This is a genomic window from uncultured Streptococcus sp. (assembly GCF_901875575.1).
Lineage (GTDB): Bacteria > Bacillota > Bacilli > Lactobacillales > Streptococcaceae > Streptococcus.
Genome location: NZ_CABFMF010000008.1, coordinates 21,404 through 42,816, shown reverse-complemented (window position 1 = coordinate 42,816; position 21,413 = coordinate 21,404). Strand labels below are relative to the sequence as shown.

At 33.2% G+C, this 21,413-nt stretch carries 19 protein-coding genes, 4 tRNA genes and 1 pseudogene; 6 read left to right on the top strand and 18 right to left on the bottom strand.

What is annotated here, in order from left to right:
* Positions 1 to 5 precede the first annotated feature (5 nt).
* The 17 genes from QZ114_RS01975 to QZ114_RS01895 all read right to left on the bottom strand — a co-directional run bounded on the left by QZ114_RS01975 (position 6) and on the right by QZ114_RS01895 (position 17,130).
* A tRNA-Glu gene (locus QZ114_RS01975) sits at positions 6 to 77 on the bottom strand.
* Positions 78 to 154: 77 nt separating this feature from the next.
* Positions 155 to 634 (bottom strand): sigma-70 family RNA polymerase sigma factor, encoded by a 480-nt coding sequence (locus QZ114_RS01970; protein WP_295499182.1) that lies wholly within the window; start codon positions 632 to 634, stop codon positions 155 to 157.
* 121 nt (positions 635 to 755) lie between these two features.
* Complete coding sequence (gene ftsH, locus QZ114_RS01965) at positions 756 to 2,714, bottom strand: ATP-dependent zinc metalloprotease FtsH (protein WP_295499180.1); 1,959 nt, start codon at positions 2,712 to 2,714, stop codon at positions 756 to 758.
* 15 nt (positions 2,715 to 2,729) lie between these two features.
* Positions 2,730 to 3,272 carry a hypoxanthine phosphoribosyltransferase gene (hpt, locus tag QZ114_RS01960; protein WP_295499178.1) on the bottom strand — a complete coding sequence of 181 codons (543 nt, stop codon included), beginning with the start codon at positions 3,270 to 3,272 and terminating at the stop codon, positions 2,730 to 2,732.
* A gap of 4 nt (positions 3,273 to 3,276) precedes the next feature.
* Complete coding sequence (tilS, locus tag QZ114_RS01955; RefSeq protein WP_295499176.1) at positions 3,277 to 4,554, bottom strand: tRNA lysidine(34) synthetase TilS; 1,278 nt, start codon at positions 4,552 to 4,554, stop codon at positions 3,277 to 3,279.
* Positions 4,551 to 5,819 (bottom strand): serine hydrolase, encoded by a 1,269-nt coding sequence (locus QZ114_RS01950; protein WP_295499174.1) that lies wholly within the window; start codon positions 5,817 to 5,819, stop codon positions 4,551 to 4,553. The genes tilS and QZ114_RS01950 overlap by 4 nt, the downstream gene beginning before the upstream one ends.
* Positions 5,812 to 5,934: an SP_0009 family protein gene (locus QZ114_RS01945; protein WP_295499171.1), complete on the bottom strand. Its 123-nt coding sequence runs from the start codon at positions 5,932 to 5,934 to the stop codon at positions 5,812 to 5,814. The genes QZ114_RS01950 and QZ114_RS01945 overlap by 8 nt, the downstream gene beginning before the upstream one ends.
* 4 nt (positions 5,935 to 5,938) lie before the next feature.
* The gene (locus QZ114_RS01940) at positions 5,939 to 6,307 is read right to left on the bottom strand and encodes a septum formation initiator family protein (protein WP_295499168.1); all 369 of its coding nucleotides are present in this window, start codon (positions 6,305 to 6,307) and stop codon (positions 5,939 to 5,941) included.
* On the bottom strand, positions 6,300 to 6,566 hold the full coding sequence (locus QZ114_RS01935; protein WP_295499165.1) for an RNA-binding S4 domain-containing protein: 267 nt from the start codon (positions 6,564 to 6,566) through the stop codon (positions 6,300 to 6,302). The genes QZ114_RS01940 and QZ114_RS01935 overlap by 8 nt, the downstream gene beginning before the upstream one ends.
* A gap of 57 nt (positions 6,567 to 6,623) precedes the next feature.
* A complete protein-coding gene (gene mfd / locus QZ114_RS01930) occupies positions 6,624 to 10,127 on the bottom strand; it encodes a transcription-repair coupling factor (protein WP_295499162.1) in 3,504 nt (1,167 codons plus the stop codon).
* Positions 10,128 to 10,697: an aminoacyl-tRNA hydrolase gene (gene pth, locus QZ114_RS01925; protein ID WP_295499159.1), complete on the bottom strand. Its 570-nt coding sequence runs from the start codon at positions 10,695 to 10,697 to the stop codon at positions 10,128 to 10,130.
* A gap of 71 nt (positions 10,698 to 10,768) precedes the next feature.
* Positions 10,769 to 11,884 (bottom strand): redox-regulated ATPase YchF, encoded by a 1,116-nt coding sequence (gene ychF, locus QZ114_RS01920; protein ID WP_004269823.1) that lies wholly within the window; start codon positions 11,882 to 11,884, stop codon positions 10,769 to 10,771.
* Positions 11,885 to 11,968: 84 nt separating this feature from the next.
* Positions 11,969 to 12,163 (bottom strand): DUF951 domain-containing protein, encoded by a 195-nt coding sequence (locus QZ114_RS01915; RefSeq protein ID WP_000285186.1) that lies wholly within the window; start codon positions 12,161 to 12,163, stop codon positions 11,969 to 11,971.
* A gap of 64 nt (positions 12,164 to 12,227) precedes the next feature.
* On the bottom strand, positions 12,228 to 13,364 hold the full coding sequence (gene dnaN, locus QZ114_RS01910) for a DNA polymerase III subunit beta (protein WP_295499152.1): 1,137 nt from the start codon (positions 13,362 to 13,364) through the stop codon (positions 12,228 to 12,230).
* A 158-nt stretch (positions 13,365 to 13,522) separates the two neighbouring features.
* A complete protein-coding gene (gene dnaA, locus QZ114_RS01905) occupies positions 13,523 to 14,884 on the bottom strand; it encodes a chromosomal replication initiator protein DnaA (protein ID WP_295499149.1) in 1,362 nt (453 codons plus the stop codon).
* 251 nt (positions 14,885 to 15,135) lie between these two features.
* Complete coding sequence (locus tag QZ114_RS01900; protein ID WP_295499146.1) at positions 15,136 to 15,891, bottom strand: ParB/RepB/Spo0J family partition protein; 756 nt, start codon at positions 15,889 to 15,891, stop codon at positions 15,136 to 15,138.
* A gap of 57 nt (positions 15,892 to 15,948) precedes the next feature.
* The gene (locus QZ114_RS01895; protein WP_295499143.1) at positions 15,949 to 17,130 is read right to left on the bottom strand and encodes a S1C family serine protease; all 1,182 of its coding nucleotides are present in this window, start codon (positions 17,128 to 17,130) and stop codon (positions 15,949 to 15,951) included.
* 184 nt (positions 17,131 to 17,314) lie between these two features.
* Here QZ114_RS01895 and rlmH point away from each other — a divergent pair, with 184 nt between their 5' ends.
* The gene (gene rlmH / locus QZ114_RS01890) at positions 17,315 to 17,794 is read left to right on the top strand and encodes a 23S rRNA (pseudouridine(1915)-N(3))-methyltransferase RlmH (protein ID WP_295499140.1); all 480 of its coding nucleotides are present in this window, start codon (positions 17,315 to 17,317) and stop codon (positions 17,792 to 17,794) included.
* Positions 17,795 to 17,837: 43 nt separating this feature from the next.
* Positions 17,838 to 17,911 (top strand) — tRNA-Arg (locus QZ114_RS01885).
* A 204-nt stretch (positions 17,912 to 18,115) separates the two neighbouring features.
* Here the strand turns inward: QZ114_RS01885 and QZ114_RS09825 are convergent.
* A pseudogene (locus QZ114_RS09825) lies at positions 18,116 to 18,767 on the bottom strand (transposase); the annotation flags it as partial.
* 352 nt (positions 18,768 to 19,119) lie between these two features.
* Here QZ114_RS09825 and comD point away from each other — a divergent pair.
* From comD to QZ114_RS01860, 4 genes are all read left to right on the top strand, one after another.
* On the top strand, positions 19,120 to 20,457 hold the full coding sequence (gene comD, locus QZ114_RS01875) for a competence system sensor histidine kinase ComD (protein ID WP_295499137.1): 1,338 nt from the start codon (positions 19,120 to 19,122) through the stop codon (positions 20,455 to 20,457).
* Complete coding sequence (gene comE, locus QZ114_RS01870; RefSeq protein ID WP_295499135.1) at positions 20,454 to 21,206, top strand: competence system response regulator transcription factor ComE; 753 nt, start codon at positions 20,454 to 20,456, stop codon at positions 21,204 to 21,206. The genes comD and comE overlap by 4 nt, the downstream gene beginning before the upstream one ends.
* A gap of 51 nt (positions 21,207 to 21,257) precedes the next feature.
* Positions 21,258 to 21,329 (top strand) — tRNA-Glu (locus tag QZ114_RS01865).
* A 5-nt stretch (positions 21,330 to 21,334) separates the two neighbouring features.
* Positions 21,335 to 21,408: transfer RNA gene (locus QZ114_RS01860), tRNA-Asn, on the top strand.
* The last annotated feature ends 5 nt before the right edge of the window (positions 21,409 to 21,413 follow it).

Sequence of the window (21,413 nt, the reverse complement as noted above, 5' to 3'; positions counted from 1 at the left end):
CACCATAGTCCGTACGGGATTCGAACCCGTGTTACCGCCGTGAAAAGGCGGTGTCTTAACCCCTTGACCAACGGACCTGAGTTATTTTCAACTCTTTCTATTATACCCACTTTTTCTTCCTTGTCAACACCTTTTTTAACTTTTTTCTTTATTTTTATTTGCTTGTGATATCAAACTCCTTCATTACCAATCGCAACTCTCTTAAGATTCTTTTTCTTCCTCTGAATCGTTCATCCCTTAATAAGCGGTCTAGTTCTTCTTGTTTCTCTTTACTTTGTTGACTTCTATATGTACTTAATAGCTCATGAAAGAGGTAATAGTCATCTAACCAGAGACCCCCTGAACTTACTCGATGACTTATTTCTCCTATTTCCTCATAGGATTCTCTGTCATATCTTCGTTTTTGACTTTCTTGTTTTCGGATTATGTCTAGAATTCGATTTCGAAACTTGGTCTTAAAGTACCGTCTTAAGCGTGGTATGTCCTCTACCAGTCCCTTCTCTTTACTAAGCAATTCATGTAAACAAATCATCCCTTCTTGTTCCCAATCTGATTGTTCCCATAAATGGAGATAATACTCATTCCTACACTTATATACTATCCCTTGTACTTCTTTATATAACGCTTTAAACATTTGCTTGCTCCTTTCTGATATTACTCTACCAAATTGAAGAAGCTTTTTGCCGATTTTCTCTCTTCTGTCGCTTTTTTATTCCCTAATGTAATGAAAAAGAGAGGCACTGCCTCTCTCAGGGTTATTTTTCGTCATTCATTTTTGACTTAATTTCATCATAAGATAGGGCATGTGATTCCTCTTCTAACGTCTCAGGCATTTTTCCTGTTTCATAAAGAGATTTAATTTGTGTACTATCTAATGTTTCGTGTTTCAATAATGCTTCAGCAATCAATTTGTGAGTTTCACGATTTGACTGAATAATTTCAGCAGCTTTATTTCGTGCTTCATTCAATAACGAACGAACCTCTTCGTCGATTTCATAAGCTGTTTGTTCTGAAATTGATTTTTGAGGGCTTTGTGCTCCAAACATAGCATGATTACCCTCATATTGAACTGGGCCAAGTTTTTCACTCATACCGTACTCTGTAACCATTGCACGCGCCATTTGAGTCGCTTGTTCAAAGTCGTTTGAGGCTCCTGTAGTTTGAACATTAAAAATAATTTCTTCAGCTACACGTCCACCCATTAAGCCAGCCAATTGCTCTTTCATATCTTCTTTAGATAGAAGCATTTGGTCTTCCTTAGGAAGTGCAATCATATAACCACCTGCACGGCCACGTGGTACAATTGTAACCTTATGTACAACTCGTGCATTTGATAAAACCAATCCAACAATTGTATGTCCTGCTTCATGATAAGCAACCAATTCACGTTCTTTTTGAGATACTGTTTTATCCTTTTTAGATGGGCCAGCGATAACACGATCTTCTGCTTCATCAATATCTGAAGCATCAATAACTGACTTGTTACGTCTAGCAGCAACCAATGCCGCTTCGTTCAGCACATTCTCTAAGTCAGCACCAACAAAACCTGGAGTTTGTTGAGCAACCAGTTTCAAATCGACATCATCAGCAAGAGGTTTATTCTTGGCATGAACTTTCAAGATTGCTTCACGCCCCTTGACATCCGGACGGCCAACCAAGACTTTTCTATCAAAACGGCCTGGACGAAGAAGGGCTGGGTCAAGAACATCTGAACGGTTTGTAGCAGCGATGACGATAATACCTTCATTTCCTTCAAATCCATCCATTTCAATCAATAGTTGATTTAAGGTTTGTTCACGTTCATCATTTCCTCCTCCAAGACCGACTCCACGTTGACGACCAACAGCATCGATTTCATCAATAAAAATGATAGCTGGTGCTGCTTTTTTTGCATCCTCAAAGAGGGAACGAACACGACTCGCTCCAACTCCGACAAACATTTCTACAAAGTCAGAACCTGAAATACTAAAGAAAGGAACTCCTGCCTCTCCAGCAACTGCTTTGGCAAGCAAAGTCTTACCAGTTCCTGGAGGTCCTTCTAAAAGAACTCCTGCTGGAATACGTGCACCAAGTTTTGTAAATCGTTTTGGATCTTTTAGAAATTCAACAACTTCTACTAATTCTTGCTTTTCTTCCTCAGCTCCAGCAACATCTGAAAATCGTACTTTAATATCTTCCTTATTAGCAGCTTTGGCTTTGCTACGTCCAAAACTCATTGGATTACGACCATTATTTCCTCCCATATTCCCCATCATTGAGAATAGGAAGAAGAAAAGAATAGCAAATGGAACAATGGATACAAGAACGTTGATCCACAATGCACTTGAACTTTCATGCTTAATCGTTACTTCAGCTTTATGGTCAGAAGCAAGTTTTTGTAATTCAGATACTGATGTATCTGACGGAAGAATAATACTTGAAAATTTCTCTACTGTAGTAGAAGAAGGTGAAAAAAACTGAATCCCTGTTTCTTCTTTACTTGTTTTAGGACTATTATAAACACCAGTAACTTCTATAACACTACCATTTGGTTGGTAGGTTATCTCTTTCACATTGTCATTTGTAATTTCTTTTACCAGTTCTGTGTAATTAATTTTCTCACTTTTTCCTGCAGTATTACCTGTAATAAAATACTGGTAGCCTGTAACTAGGAAAAAAATAACTAATAACCACAGAAAAGGATTTTTTACTAAACCATTTTTTTGTTTTTTCATTAAAAATAAATCTTTCTAATTTGAATAAACTTCTTCTTTTAATACTCCAACATAAGGAAGATTCCGATAATTTTCTTTGTAGTCCAAACCATAACCTACTACAAATTCATTTGGAATAGTAAAACAGCTATAGTCTGCTTCAATTTTTACCACACGTCCTTCTGGTTTATCCAACAAGGTTGCAATTTTAACAGAAGTAGCCTCTCTTGCTTTAAACATATCTCTTAAACTCTTCAAAGTTTGACCTGTATCAATGATATCTTCTACAAATAGAACATGTCTTCCTTTAATATCTTGAGTCACATCTTGTTTAATATTAATCACACCACTACTTGCTGTTCCACCATGGTAGCTAGAAACCATCATGAAGTCCATTTCAAGATGTGTATCAATATGTTTAATCAACTCTGCCATAAAAGGAATAGATCCTTTTAAAATTCCAATTAAAATCGGATTTTTTCCTGCATAGTCTTTAGTTAATTGAGCACCAAGTTTTTTAGCTGCTTCTGTAATTTCATCTTGTGAAACGAGGATTTTTTTAATATCGTTTTCTAACATTTTTTTACCTATCTATTTTTTCTATATAAAGTATAGTTTTCATTATATCATTTTTCGTGTTTTTACTCAAATCACCGGTCGCAATTCCTAAAATTGAGACTATTTTACCAAATTGCTCAATAATCAGAGCAGATTTTCGTTTTTCTATAGGAATTTTTAAATCTATAAATAAGCGTCTTAGTATTTTTCTATGCCCATTTTTGATAATAAAATCCCCTGATTTTCGATGACGAACATGAATTGATGTTTCTCGTGAAACAGAAATTTGTTGAACTGAATCTCCCTCTAAAGGAATTCCAAAGGAAAATAAGTGACCTAGATAAGAAACTTGATTTAGATAGTGTAACACAAGTTCATTTTCCTTTTCATCAGCCTGAGGACTGATTTTACATATACGAAACTGTTGATACTCTTTTATTAATTCATAACCATTTTTCAGTGGATGATGATACTGACTTTTATTAGCCAATATCTGTCGAACTTCTTCAAATTGAGCTTTTGTAAGATTCAAATCTGGAAAACGACTGATATAGTTTTGAAGTAAAACCTTTTGTGTAGACTGAGAAAAAGTAAAGAGTTGCTCTAAGTCTTCCACATCAACATCTTTTGATAATTCAGATATTGCCAACTCATAGTATCTAACTTCATTACCTAAATCTAAAATAGCATCTCTAAAGCAGGGATTTTCCTTCTCTAGCTCTGGTAAATAAAGATTTCTCGTTCGATTTCGAAAGTAATTATTTTCATTATTGGTTTTATCATCAAAATGAAAAATTGGTGGAAAATCCTTTTTATGAAAGTGTAGTAAAGGACGGATAATTTCAATGTCCCCTACTAATTGCTTTTCTTTAATTCCTGATAAATACCGTAATCGACTACCTCGAATCAAACGCATAAAAATCGTTTCAACCTGATCATCTGCATGATGTGCGGTAACCAAAGCTGTTGCTCCAGTTTCTTCCATGACCTCTTTAAAAAATTCATAACGAAAATTTCTAGCACGCGCTTCTGAAAACTTATCCGAAAAGTTAGTGATATAAATAGGAAGTCCAGCTTGGCTCGCTAGCTTCCTTAATTCCTTTTCTTCCCAATCTGATTCTATTCTCTGCTGATGATTAACATGAGCTAATATCAGTTCAATTCCCAACTTGTTTTGATACTTGGATAATAGTTGAAATAAAAACATAGAATCCAACCCACCAGAAAGAGCCAACAGAACCTTTGAATGTTTGTTAAAAAATTTTCTTTGAATAAAATGATTTAGAAAATCCTGTTCCGTCATTTTAAAACCTCATAAACATCCTTAGCTATCTTTTCAATCGTATCATAATCAGAATTCTCTGTAAAAATTGAGAGAATAAATGGAGAATCAGTATAAACTATTGCAGTGTCATGTTTAAATTCATCTGCATCACCAATTTTATGAGCAACTTTAACAGAAACTCCTTTAGGAATTCTCTGATTATCAAAAGATGTTTTAGTCAAAGATTCTAAAATAAATCCATTTTGATTATAAATAGCTTCCATTACCTTGCTAGCCATCTTAGAAGAAATTAATTTTTCTGTTGTATCCCAATCATCTCCCATAATAGCAGCTAACTTGGTTTTAAAATCGATATCAGATTTGTTAGAAATATAAAATCCTAATATATTGTGAGCAACATTGTCAGATTCTTTTGATACTTTCGTAATTAAATCTTTTAAAGAATATTCTTTGTCATCTTCTTTTTTAGGAAGACTACCACTTCCTTCTGGTTTATAAGAACCTGGAAAATCATTAACTTCAGATATGTATTTTAACCTTGTATCTAATTGATAAACTCCCTCATCTATTTTTTCTTGCGTATAATAAAGATAAGGTAATTTCAAAACACTAGCTGCATACATTTTTTTATCTTGATTGATACCAGCTTCTCTACCAGTATTCAGTTGTTTAACATAAATAGAGAACGAATCTTTCTGGTATTTTTCTGATAATATTTCTTGAACCTTACTCATACGATTATCTTCTTCAGAAGTATAGTCCTTATCTATCCACCCAACTTGATCAATATGTAAAAATTCTCTTCCTTCAACAAACATCTTCTTGTCAATTGCTACTTGCGAATAAGATGCTAAAGATGATGTTACTTCTCTCAAATCATAGGGACTATTATATATTTTAAATCCAGACTCCAACCATACTTTTTTTACTATGGACTTTAGTTCTGATTTATCATATAAAAATCGTTTATCGGCTGCAATAAATTGATGATTTGATAATTTAAATACTGGAATTCCTTGTCTATTTAAACGCCACTCAGTTATTTGAAAAGTTGTTTTTGGAGTTAACTTTCCAGATTCTACTACTAAATCTTCATTAGCATAAACGGGAATCTCTCCATAAACCATGGGAGCATTTAATTTTTCTCTAAAATAAATACTAAAATCAGATTGTGAAAGGTAATAAATTTCTTTCGAAGTATAGACTACTTCTTTTTCTGTGCTAACAACTTTTGAGATTGTCAAAAAGCTCGGTAGCAACAAAATAATTAAGAATTTACGCATTCTTCCTTTCCTTTTCTTCTTGTAAACGCAATTGTTGATTTTTTTCAGCTAAGTCTTCTAATTTTTCATCTGACAAGTTCAGAAATTGCTCCACTACACTTAATAAATTTTCCATGTAATCACCTTGGAAGTAAGTTAGGAATGGTATAGACTACTTCCCTAGAATTTGAATAATAGTATTTAGCACGCATATATTTAGCAGCATAATCTTCATCCTTCAACTTCGTTGCAAAGTCTGTTTCCTTATCCTTATCTTCACTCAATGTTTGATACTGAGTTTGCAAGTCATCCAATTGCTGACGTCTTTGCAGTAATTGATTATAACTCTGTGCTAAATTAAAAGTTGGCAAGATAAATAACAAAATAATCAAAATTAATATCCAACCCATAAAACGATTTCGCTTTTGTCGTTCTCTCATCAAATATCGATTCCGTTGATGTTCATTTTGAATAAAAGAATTGTTTAACTGTACAATATTTTTAGCCATTTTCTTCTACCCGTTTTTCACTGATAATTTCATACATGACCGCTGCATCTTCTTTTTTTGTACTATCTTTCATCTCTAATACTTTTACAAGGAGAAGTTTATTCCCAAAACGAATCTCAACTTGGTCATTTACTTTCAAATCAGTTGAACTTTTAGCTAAGATTCCATTGACCTTGATTCTACCTTTATCTGCAACTTCTTTTGCAACTGTACGTCGCTTGATAATTCGTGATACTTTTAAATATTTGTCTAATCTCATCTTTATTTCCTCAAATTATTATTGTACCATTTTTATCTATTTTATAGAAGAAAAATGTCAAATAGAATTTGCTTCCTTGGATTCTTTTATCCCTAATAAAGTTTCTCCAAAATTCAACAATCCCTCTAATATTTCATAATCTTTCTTGTTTCGTACATCAAAAACAACTTCCATTAGTCCTTTATTCTCAGCTATAGCAGCTTTTAAATTAGTAGCGGATAGAGCTTTAAAATAATCTTGAGCTAAAAACAGTCGTTGAACTACTTTTTCAAATTGGACTGTAATCTTATTATCTTTTTTCTCCACTCGTTCCGCAAAGACCTTGTCAAAGTATGATTTGGCTAAGCCTATTTCTAAAAGATAGGCTACCACATCAGGGTATTCTCCAAATCGATCCATTAATTCTTCCTGCAATTCTTCATAATATGCACGACTGTCAATTTGACGTATTTTTTTATAAATTTCAATTTTATGTCGTTGATCAGTGATATATGTTTCAGGTAGATAGGCATCAATTTGCAAAATCAATTCGGCATTTCCTTTGATTCTTTTGTTACCACTGCCATTTCGTTTAGCAATAGCTTCCTCTAGTAACTGCGAATACAATTCAAAACCAACAGAATCAATGAATCCAGACTGGGATTTTCCTAAAAGATTTCCTGCCCCACGAATCGAAAGATCTCGCATTGCAATCTTAAATCCGGAGCCCAATTCTGTAAATCCTTTGATAGCTTCTAATCTCTTTTCAGAAACTTCACTGATAGATTTTTCTGGACGATACATGAGATAGGCATAAGCAATACGATTGCTGCGACCGACTCTTCCTCTTAACTGATACAAGGTTGACAAGCCCATATGGTCCGCATTTTCAATAAATAAAGTATTGGTATTTGGAATGTCCACCCCTGTCTCAATAATGGTAGTCGTCACTAAGATATCGTATTGTCCCTCAATAAAGTCTAATAGAGTATTTTCCAACTGGATTTCACTCATTCGACCATGAACATATCCAATCGAAGCCTCTGGAATCAACTCCTGTAATTCTGAAACCTTCTGGTCAATTGTGTCAACTTTATTGTAAAGATAGTAAACTTGACCTCCACGCTCCATTTCACGCAAGACAGCATCACGAATCACACTATCATTCTTTTCTAAAACATAGGTCTGAACAGGATAGCGATTAGTTGGAGGGGTTTCAATAACAGACAAATCTCTGATTCCCAGCATGGACATATGAAGAGTACGAGGGATTGGCGTAGCTGTTAATGTTAGGACATCCACTTGTTTCTTTAATTCTTTAAGTGTTTCTTTATGCTTGACACCAAATCGTTGTTCCTCATCAATAATCATCAAACCTAAATCTGAGAATAGGACATCTTTTGATAAAACACGATGAGTTCCAATCAAAATATCCACTTGACCATTTTTTAATTTTTCAAGTGTTTCTGCTTGCTCCTTCTTACTTCTAAAACGACTTAAAACATCAATAGTAACCGCGAAATTCTGGAAACGTTCTTTAAAATTCGTATAGTGTTGTTGGGCTAAAACAGTTGTTGGAACAAGAACAACAACCTGTTTGTGATCATTAACAGCTTTGAAGGCTGCCCGCATAGCGACTTCTGTCTTACCAAAACCAACATCTCCAACTAGGAGTCGATCCATTGGATGATAATCCTGCATATCTCTCTTAATTTCCTCAATACTTCGTAATTGGTCATCCGTTTCTACATAAGGAAAGGCATCATCAAAGGCATGTTGATCATCATCATCAGCTGAGAAAGCAAATCCCTTCAACTGACTACGCTCAGAATAAAGTTTGATTAAATCGTCAGCTATATCCTCTACCTGGTTCTTAACTTTTTGCTTGGCTTTTTTGAAATGACCATCATTTAATTTATTGAGTTTAGGAGCTTTCCCGTCACTTGAAATATATTTGGACAGTAACTGAATCTGCTCTACTGGGATGGAGATTTGATCCCCATTTTGATACTGGACACTGACATAATCGCGGTGGATTCCCTTGATTTCAATGGTTTCAATTCCTAGATATTGACCAATTCCATGGATATGATGGACGACGTAGTCTCCTTTTTCAAGTTCATTGTAATCTTTTAATCTCTCTGCGTTTGAAACATGTTGTCTTCGAAAACGACGTTTTAATTTCTTTTGAAAAATCTCATGTTCAGTAATCAATAAAATCTTTTCATCTACAAAATGAAAACCATGTCTGAGATTACCCTCGATTAAGTTTACAGATTCTTTACAGATATTTGACTTATCTCTAGAATCCAATTTAATCTGATAGTTCTCTAAAACATCCTCCAATGTTTTACTTCCCATTGAATTGCTAGACTGCAGAATGATAGTGTAATCCATTTTTTTGTATCGCTCAATTTCTTCTTTTAGAAAAGAAAATTGATTAAAAAATTCCTGCATGGGATATTGATTAAATTGATAAATTTTGTCAAACTTGAGATTTCCTAAACCCTTTTGAAGATTAGAAAAAAAGGTCACTGGATTTTGTTTTTTATATATTTTCTCATTTTCTGCAAAATACTGCATCTCAGAAAATGCTTTACTGTTCTGTAATTCTTCTGTAAAGTATTGTGCTAATTCTCTTTCAAATACTTCATACTGATTCATTAATTTTTGATAATCATCAAAGAATATTGGGGTATCTTTTTCAATATAGTCAAAAACAGTCCATGTCTTGTCATAACACAAAGATAAAAACTTCCTAGAATCTAAATGAATTTGTTTTTGGTGAAAACTTGAAAGAATTTCTTCTAAGTATGATTTAAAAATAGATGATAACGTTTTTGAAATCTGTTTTTCTAAAGCTGACTGTCCTCGTTGATAATCCCTTTCTCTCAAAAGCATATCACTAGCTGGAAAGATAGTAAGCTCTATCTGATTTTCTTTCGATAATTGTGTTTCGACTTCAAATAACCTGATACCATCAATTTCATCACCAAAAAACTCAATTCGGCAAGGTTCTAACTGGGATATTTCAAAAATATCTAAAATATCTCCTCGCAGACTAAATTCGCCTTGAGTTTGTACTTGTGTAACTTTTCGATAACCTATCTCTTTTAACTGATGGATAAGTGAGTGTTGGTCATATTCTTCACCAACTGTTATTTTTACAATACTATCTTTGAATATATTGGGAGACGGTAAAATCAATCGACTTGCTGCGATATTACAAACTAAAATCCCTTTCTTAGATGAATCAGTCAAAAAACGTAAGGCTTCAACCCGTGAGATGATTTTTTCTTGTGAAGACATCAAAAACTCGACCATAGGGGAATCATCTACCAAAAATGGATAAACAAGTTCCTCACCCAAGATAGAGATAAGATCACTAACAAGTCCTTCTGCTTCTCCATAAGTTGACGTCAGTAAAACAATCTTATCTTCTTTTTCTAAACTGCTTGCAATTGCAAGAGCCTTAGTAGACGTTGATAAACCAAGTATTAGTTGTCTTTTCTTATCTGTTAAACTTTGATGCCATTTTTTGATCTGATTATTTTCTGAGAATAAATCTAATAAGGTCACCATTTATCCGTTATACCTCTGCATTGTTTTCTCAAAATTTTTCTCTTGTAAATAGTAGTTTACAGAATCGTCAACTTTGTCAATAGACTGTAAAATACCAATATAATCATCCTTGTCAAATTTACTCAAAACATGGTTAACAACTGACATGCCATTTTTAGGTCTTCCGATTCCAATCTTAACACGATTAAAGGTCTGAGTCCCTATATGTTGAATAATAGACTTGATACCATTATGACCACCCGCTGAGCCCTTTGATCTTAAACGAATTTTTCCAACTTCCATGTCAAGATCATCGTAAATGATGAGTAAATCTTCAATATCCAAACCATAGTAAGTCAATAAAGCATGAACTGCTTTTCCACTTTCATTCATAAAGGTCGTTGGTTTGACCAGATAAATTTTTTCTCCATTTAGGAAAAAGGATGCTAGATAAGCTTGAAATATCTTATCGTGTGTAAAAGTGACATTTTGTTTTTTCGCTAGTTGGTCAATCAACATAAAGCCAACATTGTGTTTTGTTTCAAAATATTTATCCCCTGGATTGCCCAAGCCTACAAGTAATTTGGTCATTTATTTTTCCTTTCAAAAGCCAAAAGGGTTGGAATTTTTTTCCAACCTAATTGACACTATTCATTAATTTTTTAGACATTAAAGCGGAATTCCATGATATCGCCATCTTGAACGATATATTCTTTTCCTTCTTCACGTAAGCGCCCAGCTTCTTTTACGGCTTTTTCAGATCCGTATTTCACTAGATCCTCATATGACATGGTTACTGCACGAATAAAGCCTTTTTCAAAGTCTGAGTGGATAATACCAGCTGCTTGAGGAGCCTTCATACCACGTTTAAAGGTCCAAGCGCGAACTTCTTTTTCACCAGCTGTGAAGTAAGTTCCCAGTCCAAGCAAATGGTAAGCTGCACGAGTCAACTTGTCAACACCTGATTCTGTCAACCCAAGTGCTTCAAGAAATTCTTGCTTATCTTCATCGTCTAACTCAGAAATTTCTTCCTCAGCACGCGCAGAAATAACGACTACTTCAGCATTTTCTGTCGCTGCAAATTCACGAATTTGTTTCACGTAGTCAATAGAGTCAGGTTCTGACACCACATCCTCGTCCACATTGGCAACATAGAGCACTGGTTTAGTCGTCAAAAGGAAGAGACCTTTTACAACCTTTTGTTCCTCATCTGTAAATTCAATAGTTCGAGCTGATTTTCCATCCTCAAGAACTGGTTTAATCTTTTGAAGAACATTAAACTCAGCTACTGATTCTTTATCTTTTTGCGTACGTGCCATCTTTTCTACACGCGCATAGCGTTTATTGACTGACTCTAAGTCCGCAAGAATCAATTCTAGGTTAATCGTATCAATATCGGCAAGTGGATCCACAAAGGCGTCTTCACGTCCTTGCTCGCGCATAACATTTTCATCATCAAAAGCACGAACTACGTGAACAATCGCATCTACTTCACGGATGTTGGCCAAAAATTTATTTCCTAGTCCTTCTCCTTTTGAAGCTCCTTTTACAATTCCTGCAATATCTGTAAATTCAAAAGTTGTGGGAACTGTCTTTTTAGGAGTAATCATTTCAGTTAGTTTTTGTAGGCGTTCATCTGGAACTTCTACCATTCCAACATTTGGATCAATCGTCGCAAATGGGTAGTTTGCTGCCTCTGCTCCTGCTTTTGTAATTGCATTAAATAGTGTTGATTTACCAACGTTTGGCAAACCAACGATACCTGCTGTTAAAGCCATATTTTCTCATTCTCCGTTTTCATTTCAATCCCTAATATTATAACACAAAAAAGGAAAACTTGCTAACCCTCTAACTGAGTGGCGTTAATCAATAATTTTATTCATTTTTCTATCAAAATCATAGCGCCCCATCATGACAACATGGTCACAATTACTGCATTTTATTTTGATATCTGCCCCTACACGTGTAATTTCCCAACGATTTGCTTTTTTACCAGTTGATTTGATGGTACAAGCATGTGGCTTTTTCATCTCAACAAAATTTCCAACTTGATACATACTACTCTCCTTTTCTTTTTCGATTATATCATAAAAGAGGCGAGATAGACTCAACCTCTTTAACTTAATTTGTACGAACTGGTGTAATGAGCTGCATAAAATCTTCATCCGTATCTGCTGGAATCAAAGTAAATGGACGAACAGCTGAAATAAAACTAATAGTGACTTTTTCGCTATTTAAAGCTTTAAGAGAATCAATCAAGTAAGTTGGGTTAAAACTAATTGTCAAATCATCACCACTAACCTTCTCGCTATCGATTTCTTCGTTTACCTTACCAACTTCTGGAGAGTTAACATGAGCGCTAATAAGTCCATCTTTAATTTCAAGCTTAACAGTACCATTTTGAGTCGCACTTGATAAAAGACGAGCACGCTCCATCGATTGTCGTAATTTAACAACATCAAAAGTAACTTCCGTATTAAATTCTGTTGGAATCAAACGATCTGTATCAGGATAATTTCCTTCTAAAAGACGTGTATAAAAGCTAATATTTTCACTTCTAAAAAGGATTTGGTTATTTGAGAAGAAAATCTCAACTGTTTCAATATCATCTGTAAATACTGATGAAAATTCTCTTAGAGAACGACTTGGAATAACAACATCAAAATCATCACTATTTTTTTCAAGAGTCAATTTTTTCTGACTGAGACGATGAGAGTCCGTAGCAACTGTTTTTAATTCCTTGTGTTGGCTCAACACAAAATGAACACCTGTTAGAATTGGACGACTCTCTTGTATGCTTGCTGCAAAAGCTGTTTCATTGATAATTTTTTTCAATAACTTAGTTTCTAGCACTAATGGAGTACTTGCTGAAATTTCTTGAATTCGTGGATATTGTTCGCTATCTTTTCCTCTTAGAGTAATTTCTGATTTTCCACTTGTCAAGACAATTTGTTTTTGCTCAATTTCTTTAAAATCAAGTGTCACATCAGGGAGACTAGATACGACATTGATAAAGAAAGAAGCTTCAAGAAGAATAGAACCTAAGGAAGTAATTAGTAAACCAGCATCTTCATTTATTTGAGAAATAAAATTTTCAATTGAAATTTGACCATTTGAGCCAATCAAAGTAACACCTTCGTTGGTAACATCAATTTTTATAGTCGATAAAATGGGAATAGCATTTTTTGAGCTAATAGCTCTTTTTGTTGTATTTAAGGCTTGTAGAAATAAATTCTTATTAATTGAGAAATGAATCATGGATTCTCCTTTATTTATTTTTAGTATTAGAAGGATAATAGTAATAATAGAGTCTGTGAAATCTGTGGAAAACTAGAGTAGAGATAGTTATATCAAGTGTTTCAATTTGTTTAAAAAATGTGGATAAAAAAGAGTAAAAAGTAAAAGTTATTCACAAGTTACTTAATTTTCTTTTTAATTGATTCTATTTCTAAACGTAAATTATCATCATCTTCTATCAAAGATTTAATTTTTGCGTGAGCATGAATAACTGTGGTATGATCTTTACCTCCGAACTCTTTCCCTATTTTCGGAAGGCTGTTGTCTGTTAGTTCTCTAGAAAGATACATTGCTACTTGACGTGCTAAAACAATATTTTGAAGACGTCTACTTCCCTTCATTTCTTTGACACTAACTCCATAGAAATTACCAACTTCAGTTTGAATTTTATCAATTGGAATGACAAGTATTTGACTGACATCTTGTTTTCGAGCTCTAATAGCTTCTGCAGCAACATCAATCGTAATATCTTTAATTTTCTTTACTCTAGCAACTAAAGTGATATCATTGATTGCCCCTTCGAGATCACGAACATTGGAATCAAATTGCCCTGCTAGATATTCTAAAGTATCGCTTTGGAAATTGTAGTCCAAATGTTCAGTTTTACTTTGTAGAATGGCAATACGTGTTTCAAAATCAGGAGGTGTAATGTGTTGGGTTAATCCCCAACTAAAGCGCGTGACAAGTCTTTCTTCAAGACCTTCCAAATGTTTGGGACTTCTGTCACTGGTTAGGACAATTTGTTTTTGCTTGTCATGAAGAGCATTAAATGTATTGAAAAATTCTTCTTGTGTTGCGACTTTTTTACCACTTAGAGATTGGATATCATCAATCAATAAAAGATCAAGGCTACGGTATGTTTTTTTAAACTTTTCCATTTCTCCTAATCTTAAGTGATCTAGAAAGTCATTAATAAAACTTTCAGCAGGAATATATTTAACACGCGCATCAGGAATATTTTTTAGAATTTCATTACCAATAGCATTTAATAGGTGAGTCTTACCTAGACCTGGACCTCCATATATAAAAAGAGGGTTATATGTCAAGGCTAAATCCTCTGAAACAGCTAAAGCAGCAGACTTTGCCCAAACGTTTCCATCACCTTGGATAAAATTATCAAAGGTATACTTCTCTTTTAATCCAGTATCAGAATAAGGAATAGTTGTTAACTTTGGACTATAGTCATAAATTGCGGAATTTGATAATTGTTCAACTTGTGAGATTGTGGTAACTTGAGGTTTAGTGAAAACATAATGTGCACTGATTTCAGCATCATAAATTTCAAATCCGGCTACTACAATAATATCTTTCAGTTGTTTTTCCCATACCATTTCCATCTCAGATCTTGGAAGGAATATAGTGGCAACATTTTCTTCTACCCTGATTAGCTCAGCCTGAATAGCATAGAAATCATACATGGATCGTGTCAATCTTTCTTGTGCAAATTCCAATATACGATTCCAAAACTGTTTTTCTTTCAAATTTTAAACCTCCTTTACTTACGTGGATTTAACTTCTGTACTAGATTTATTTTACCATAGCTAGCAATATTTTTCCACAGCTTAGGTAGCTGCAATGAGAAAGATTTTCCCCAACTTGTGAATAATAATCCACAATGTTACTAAGTTTTATCCACAAGTTGGGGAAAAGTTGTAAATATCTTGATTATAAAGGATTTAAAATAGAAAAAATAGTGGATAACCTTGTGAAATGAAAAAATAAAAGAACAGCCTTATTTCAGGCTGTTGATAATTCTATCGTATTCTTCTTGATTAGAAAAAGAGATAATAATTTTTCCATGGTCTTTTTTAGATAATTTAATTTCTACATCTAATCCTAATAATTTTTTCAATTGATTTTCTTCATTTTGTATGAAATAATCCGTATTTCTCTGTTTCTTCTTTTTTTCTGAAAGAAGAGATTCTAATTTCCTAACTGAAATTTCTTCTTTTAGTATGAGATGAAAAAAATATTCTTGATGCTCTTTATTCAATCCAACTAGCGAACGTGCGTGTGCCTGTGATAGTTTGCCATTTTCTACTTCTGAAAGGATCTGTTCTGGCAAGGAAAGTAAACGAATGGAGTTGCTGATATATGGACGAGACTTGCCCATTTTATCTGCAATTTCAGCATGGGTAAATCCTTTCTCTACGAGAGATTCATAGGCGCGTGCTTCTTCTATTGGATTTAAATTTTCTCTTTGTAAATTTTCAATGATGGACTGGACCATCATCTCTTGGTCTGAAAGCTGTTTAACAACAGCTGGGATAGACGTTAGACCAGCTAAAAGTGAAGCCCGATAGCGTCTCTCTCCTGCAAGGATTTCATAACCAATTACAGGAGATTGACGAACAATAATCGGTTGAATGACCCCATTTTCTTTAATAGACTGTGCTAGTTCATCTAGTTTTTCTCTATCAAATTCTTTTCGAGGTTGATAGGGATTTTTTTGTATATCTGTGATAGAAATCATTTCAAATTTTTCCATGATTCTACACTAACACATCTTTTCTTTTATGTAAAGCTTTCTTTACATAGATGTCAATTAGGATTCTAAATCACCTGAACTCTTGTCAAGTTTAATAGATGTAGTTTCTTCTTTACCGTTACGATAATAAGTTATTTTAATGGTGTCTCCAATGGAATGATTGTAAAGAGCACTTTGTAAGTCTGTTGATGAAGCAATCTCTTTGTCATCTACTTTTGTAATAACATCGTATTTTTCAAGGTGACCATTTGCAGGCATATTACTTTGTACAGAACGAACAACTACACCAGATGTTACACTGTTTGGAATATTAAGTCTTCTAATATCACTTGTATTAATATTTGAGAGATTAACCATTTGGATGCCCAAAGCTGGACGAGTCACTTTTCCGTTTTTTTCTAACTGTTCAATAATATTGATAGCATCATTTGCAGGGATTGCGAAACCAAGGCCTTCTACAGATGTTCCTCCATTTGTGGCAATTTTACTTGAGGTAATTCCGATAACTTGCCCTTGAATATTGATCAGTGGGCCGCCAGAGTTACCTGGGTTAATAGCAGTATCAGTTTGGATAGCTTTTGTAGAAATGGCTTGTCCATCTTCAGATTTTAAAGATACATTTCGATTGAGACTAGATACGATACCTTGAGTGACAGTATTTGCATATTCAGAACCTAATGGGCTACCAATAGCAATAGCAGTTTCTCCTACAGTTAGTTTACTAGAATCACCAAATTCAGCTACTGTTGTCACCTTTTCTGAAGAGATTTTTACAACAGCAATATCAGAGAAGGTATCAGCACCAACGATTTCACCTGGAACTTTAGTTCCATCTGACAAACGAATATCTACTTTGCTGGCGCCATTTATAACGTGATTATTGGTGACAATATAAGCTTCTTTATCATTCTTTTTATAAATAACCCCAGATCCTTCACTAGAGATTTGCTGAGAATTCGTGTCAGTATCATCATTGCCAAATACGCTATTTTGTCTGTTGGCTGAATAAGTAATAACAGAAACAACAGCATCTTTTACTTTGTTAACGGCCTGAGTTGTTGAATTTTCGTTTTTATAGGCAGTTTGTGTAATAGTGCTATTGTTGTTAGAGGTACTTACAGTACTTTTTTGAGTTAATTGGTTTATTGAAAAGCCACCCAAGGCTCCACTAATAAAACTAATGACGATAACGATTAATAATTGAAACCATTTTTTGTAAAATCTTTGTAAATGTTTCATATTTGCCTCCATTTGATTTGAAATTACTGAAAGTATAAACTGACTAGCTTAATTATAACTTAAACATAAAAGTTTTTCACAGATTGTGGATAACTTTCAAAAATCTGTGGTTTTCTAAGTGAAAATTAACCTTTTATTTTGTGAATAAGATGTGAAAAATCTAAGAATATGTTAGAATAGAATCATGAAAATAAAAGTGGTAACAGTTGGAAAATTGAAAGAAAAGTATCTAAGAGATGGGATTGCAGAGTATACGAAACGGATTTCTCGTTTTGCTAATCTTGAAATGATTGAACTATCAGATGAAAAAACACCAGATAAGGCTAGTGAATCTGAAAACCAAAAAATTTTAGAAATAGAAGGTCAGAGAATTTTATCTAAGGTTGCTGATCGTGATTTTGTTATTGTTTTAGCAATAGAAGGAAAAATTTTATCATCAGAAGAATTTAGTAAACAGTTAGAGGAAGCATCTATAAAAGGATTTTCGACACTTACATTTATTATTGGAGGAAGTTTAGGTTTAGCTCCTATTGTGAAAAAGAGGGCCAATCTTTCTATCAGTTTCGGTCGTTTAACATTACCTCATCAGCTAATGAGAATGGTACTTGTTGAACAAATTTATCGCGCTTTCACAATCCAACAGGGTTCACCTTATCATAAATAGAAAATTGACTTTCACTTGAATTTTTGATAGAATAGTTATGTTAGGTCTCATAGCTCAGCTGGATAGAGCATTCGCCTTCTAAGCGAACGGTCGCAGGTTCGAATCCTGCTGGGATCAATATAGTTTTAAAAGCTGGGAAATTTCCCAGCTTCAGATTGAAGAAAAAGTTCATTTTGGATAGTTTTCTTCAATCTTTTTTTATGATGAAAATAAAAAACTCTCATAAACATTGGAATATCAACGTTTCTAAAAGTTTAACACCTTGTCATATTTCAGAAGATTATTGGCCATAAGTACCAATCCCATGTCAAATTTAACCTATCGTCTGCCTCTTAGATTACACCGTTTGTAACCCAAACAAGTCTTTAACTAATCAAAAACAGATTCAACATTTCCTTTACGTTGGGCAAAGATGTGACTGCCTTCGTCATATAAAAGTGCTTGCTTTTCTTTTACTTTTAAAATCTGGTACCTCTCATTCACATAGAGCCCTTTTTGTGCAGCTAATTCAGGTTATTTTGCCTTATAACCCCTGATTTCTTACTTAAAATCTGTCGTGGTATGGCTGTGTTTGAGGTGATCAAACTGGTATACTCAATCCTCTGGCTGGGTGTAGGAATCTGCTCTTTCATCGTAAGTTCAATTATTCAAATTTCTATCAGATTCTCTGTATTTTTTCTTCTGTTTCTTATAAAAAAAGATTATATTTAATCAAGTGGTCAACACCCATCCTATTCAAGGTGAGAAGATCCTTCTCTCTATCGTATCCCGCATCGGCGACAACTCTTTTTAACTCATGTGGATAGATTTCTAAAAAAGACAACAGCGTTCTGGTATCTGTTGGATTTGGATAGATGTCATAGTGAAGGATGAACTGATTTTCAGTAGCTATTTTAAGTTGTTCATTTCTAATATGATTCTCCTTCATCCTCATAAAGGTGGCATCTGGATCAGTTTTATAAAAGCTGTTACGAATATTAAAAGTTTCTTATTCGATGGTGAAGACGAAGTGGTCTTGGGGGGTAAGAAACAAGCAAGTTATAGTGGTAAAGTTGTCTGATTTGTATTATATTTAATGTGCATGAGATAGACTTTCTAAATGGTTTATTGAGCAATTCTATTTTATCAAGTCTATTTTAACCATGCAAAAAGCAACGGCACAAAACCGTTGCTTTTTTTGATAGAATCAATACACTATTGTACTCGACTCTTTTTTTAAAGTACATTTCAGGATAAAAAAACGACAGTTGAGAGATTTTTTTTCTAAAAAGTAGTTTCATTTTGTACAATAGGTTTATAGATAAGATAAGGAGTGTAAATAAAAAATGGAAATTATAGTAGGAATAATAGATACGTTATTAACTTGTATTTTAATATGTAAGATTTATAGTAAAATTTGTAGGGTTTCAAAAAAAGAAAAATGTATTTTAGGTTTTATAATACTATTTGTTCAAATGATTTATTTTTATTTCTTTTTTTCGTTTAATTCTCATAGTTTTATTTTAATTATATATTATGCATTAACTAATGTTTATCCAATTATATTTTATTTCTATTTTAAATTTATAAAAAAGTTTAATAATTCAAAAAATATATTTTTAAGTATATTATTTTCATTACTTTATCAAAGTACTCATACTTTTTTGTCTATCACTTCATCATCTATTACAGGAGATCTACTTGTACAACAGTATGAACCAATATTCTTTTTTATAATCAATTTAATCTCTTATTTTATAATAGACAAGATTATTACATATTTTCGTTTGGAATTAAATTATTTTGATAAGGATTACATGTATCCTTTTTTAAAGAAAGTACTACTTACATTTATTTTATTATATATTTTATCCTTTATTTCAGATATAGTAAGTACAATTGCTCACTTAAATAGTTTTGGAAGTATTTTATCATCAATTGTTTTTATTTGTTTACTCTTAACTTTCTTTGCAATGAATTCCTATAAAGATAAGATAGAAAAAGAAATTGCTTTGAATCAGAAAAAATTTGAACAAAGGCACTTACAGAATTATACAGATGAGATTGTTGGTTTGTATAACGAAATACGTGGATTTCGTCATGATTATGCTGGTATGTTAGTTTGTATGCAAATGGCTATTGATAGTGGTAATTTACAAGAAATTGATAGAGTTTACAATGAAGTTTTAGTCAAAGCCAATCTAAAATTACGTTCAGATAAGTATACTTACTTTGATTTAAATAATATAGAGGATTCAGCTTTACGCAGCTTGATTGCTCAGTCAATTGTTTATGCCCGAAATAATGGTGTAGAATTTACACTTGAAGTAAAAGACACAATTACGAATCTCCAAATTGAACTATTGGATTTGGTTCGAATTATGAGCGTTTTATTGAACAATGCGGTCGAAGGATCTATTGAGAGTTATAAAAAGCAAATAGAAGTAGCAGTAATTAAAATGGAATCTGAAACAGTTATCGTAATTCAGAATTCATGTCAAGTCACTCCTACTCATCTGGAAAATTTATTTGAATTAGGTTTCTCTACCAAGGGAGAAAATCGAGGAATAGGTCTAAATAATGTGAAGGAAATATTGGACAAGTATAAAAATATTATTTTGGAAACAGAGATAGAAAATAGTACTTTTAGGCAAGTTATTAGGTTTAAGAGGGAGTTTGAATGAAAGTTTTAATTTTAGAGGATGTTATTGAACATCAAGTCAGATTAGAGACACTTCTTGATGAAATATCTAGGGAGTATAATATTCCAATTTCATACAAGACCACAGGAAAAGTTCGTGAATTTAAAGAATACATTGAGAACGATGAAGTAAATCAACTCTATTTTTTAGATATTGATATTCATGGAATTGATAAAAAAGGATTAGAAGTTGCACAGTTTATTCGTCAGCACAATCCTTATGCTATTATTGTTTTCATCACTAGTAGATCAGAGTTTGCGACTTTAACATATAAATATCAGGTTTCAGCTTTAGACTTTGTTGATAAGGATATAAATGATGAATTATTTAAGAAACGTATTGAACAGAATATCTTTTATACAAAGAGTATGTTACTTGAAAATGAGAATGTTGTAGATTATTTTGACTACAGTTATAAGGGAAATAATTTAAAAATTCCTTACCATGATATTTTGTATATTGAAACAACAGGAGTCTCTCATAAATTGCGAATTATTGGTAAGAATTTTGCAAAAGAATTTTATGGAACAATGACAGATATACAGGAAAAAGATCAAAAAAATCAACGATTTTATTCTCCACATAAGTCATTTTTGGTAAATATAGGTAATATTAGAGAAATTGATCGAAAAAATATGGAAATTGTTTTCTATGAGGATCACCGTTGTCCTATTTCAAGATTAAAAATGAGAAAGTTGAGAGATATTTTGGAGAAAAAGTCTCAAAAGTAATTGACAATTAGTAAGAAATTGATATAATGGTTATATCTGCTACAGATAGATGGTCCGTTGGTCAAGGGGTTAAGACACCGCCTTTTCACGGCGGTAACACGGGTTCGAATCCCGTACGGACTATTTTATCCGCCATAGCTCAGTTGGTAGTAGCGCATGACTGTTAATCATGATGTCGTAGGTTCGAGTCCTACTGGCGGAGTATAG

Coding starts and splice junctions, on each gene's coding strand:
- rlmH (WP_295499140.1), top strand. CDS start 17,315: ATGAAAATAAAAGTGGTAACAGTTGGAAAATTGAAAGAAAAGTATCTA.
- QZ114_RS01915 (WP_000285186.1), bottom strand. CDS start 12,163: ATGTATCAAGTTGGAAATTTTGTTGAGATGAAAAAGCCACATGCTTGT.
- QZ114_RS01970 (WP_295499182.1), bottom strand. CDS start 634: ATGTTTAAAGCGTTATATAAAGAAGTACAAGGGATAGTATATAAGTGT.
- ftsH (WP_295499180.1), bottom strand. CDS start 2,714: ATGAAAAAACAAAAAAATGGTTTAGTAAAAAATCCTTTTCTGTGGTTA.
- dnaN (WP_295499152.1), bottom strand. CDS start 13,364: ATGATTCATTTCTCAATTAATAAGAATTTATTTCTACAAGCCTTAAAT.
- QZ114_RS01935 (WP_295499165.1), bottom strand. CDS start 6,566: ATGAGATTAGACAAATATTTAAAAGTATCACGAATTATCAAGCGACGT.
- QZ114_RS01895 (WP_295499143.1), bottom strand. CDS start 17,130: ATGAAACATTTACAAAGATTTTACAAAAAATGGTTTCAATTATTAATC.
- mfd (WP_295499162.1), bottom strand. CDS start 10,127: ATGGTGACCTTATTAGATTTATTCTCAGAAAATAATCAGATCAAAAAA.
- QZ114_RS01945 (WP_295499171.1), bottom strand. CDS start 5,934: ATGGAAAATTTATTAAGTGTAGTGGAGCAATTTCTGAACTTGTCAGAT.
- pth (WP_295499159.1), bottom strand. CDS start 10,697: ATGACCAAATTACTTGTAGGCTTGGGCAATCCAGGGGATAAATATTTT.
- QZ114_RS01950 (WP_295499174.1), bottom strand. CDS start 5,819: ATGCGTAAATTCTTAATTATTTTGTTGCTACCGAGCTTTTTGACAATC.
- tilS (WP_295499176.1), bottom strand. CDS start 4,554: ATGACGGAACAGGATTTTCTAAATCATTTTATTCAAAGAAAATTTTTT.
- hpt (WP_295499178.1), bottom strand. CDS start 3,272: ATGTTAGAAAACGATATTAAAAAAATCCTCGTTTCACAAGATGAAATT.
- QZ114_RS01900 (WP_295499146.1), bottom strand. CDS start 15,891: ATGGAAAAATTTGAAATGATTTCTATCACAGATATACAAAAAAATCCC.
- QZ114_RS01940 (WP_295499168.1), bottom strand. CDS start 6,307: ATGGCTAAAAATATTGTACAGTTAAACAATTCTTTTATTCAAAATGAA.
- ychF (WP_004269823.1), bottom strand. CDS start 11,884: ATGGCTTTAACAGCAGGTATCGTTGGTTTGCCAAACGTTGGTAAATCA.
- comE (WP_295499135.1), top strand. CDS start 20,454: ATGAAAGTTTTAATTTTAGAGGATGTTATTGAACATCAAGTCAGATTA.
- comD (WP_295499137.1), top strand. CDS start 19,120: ATGGAAATTATAGTAGGAATAATAGATACGTTATTAACTTGTATTTTA.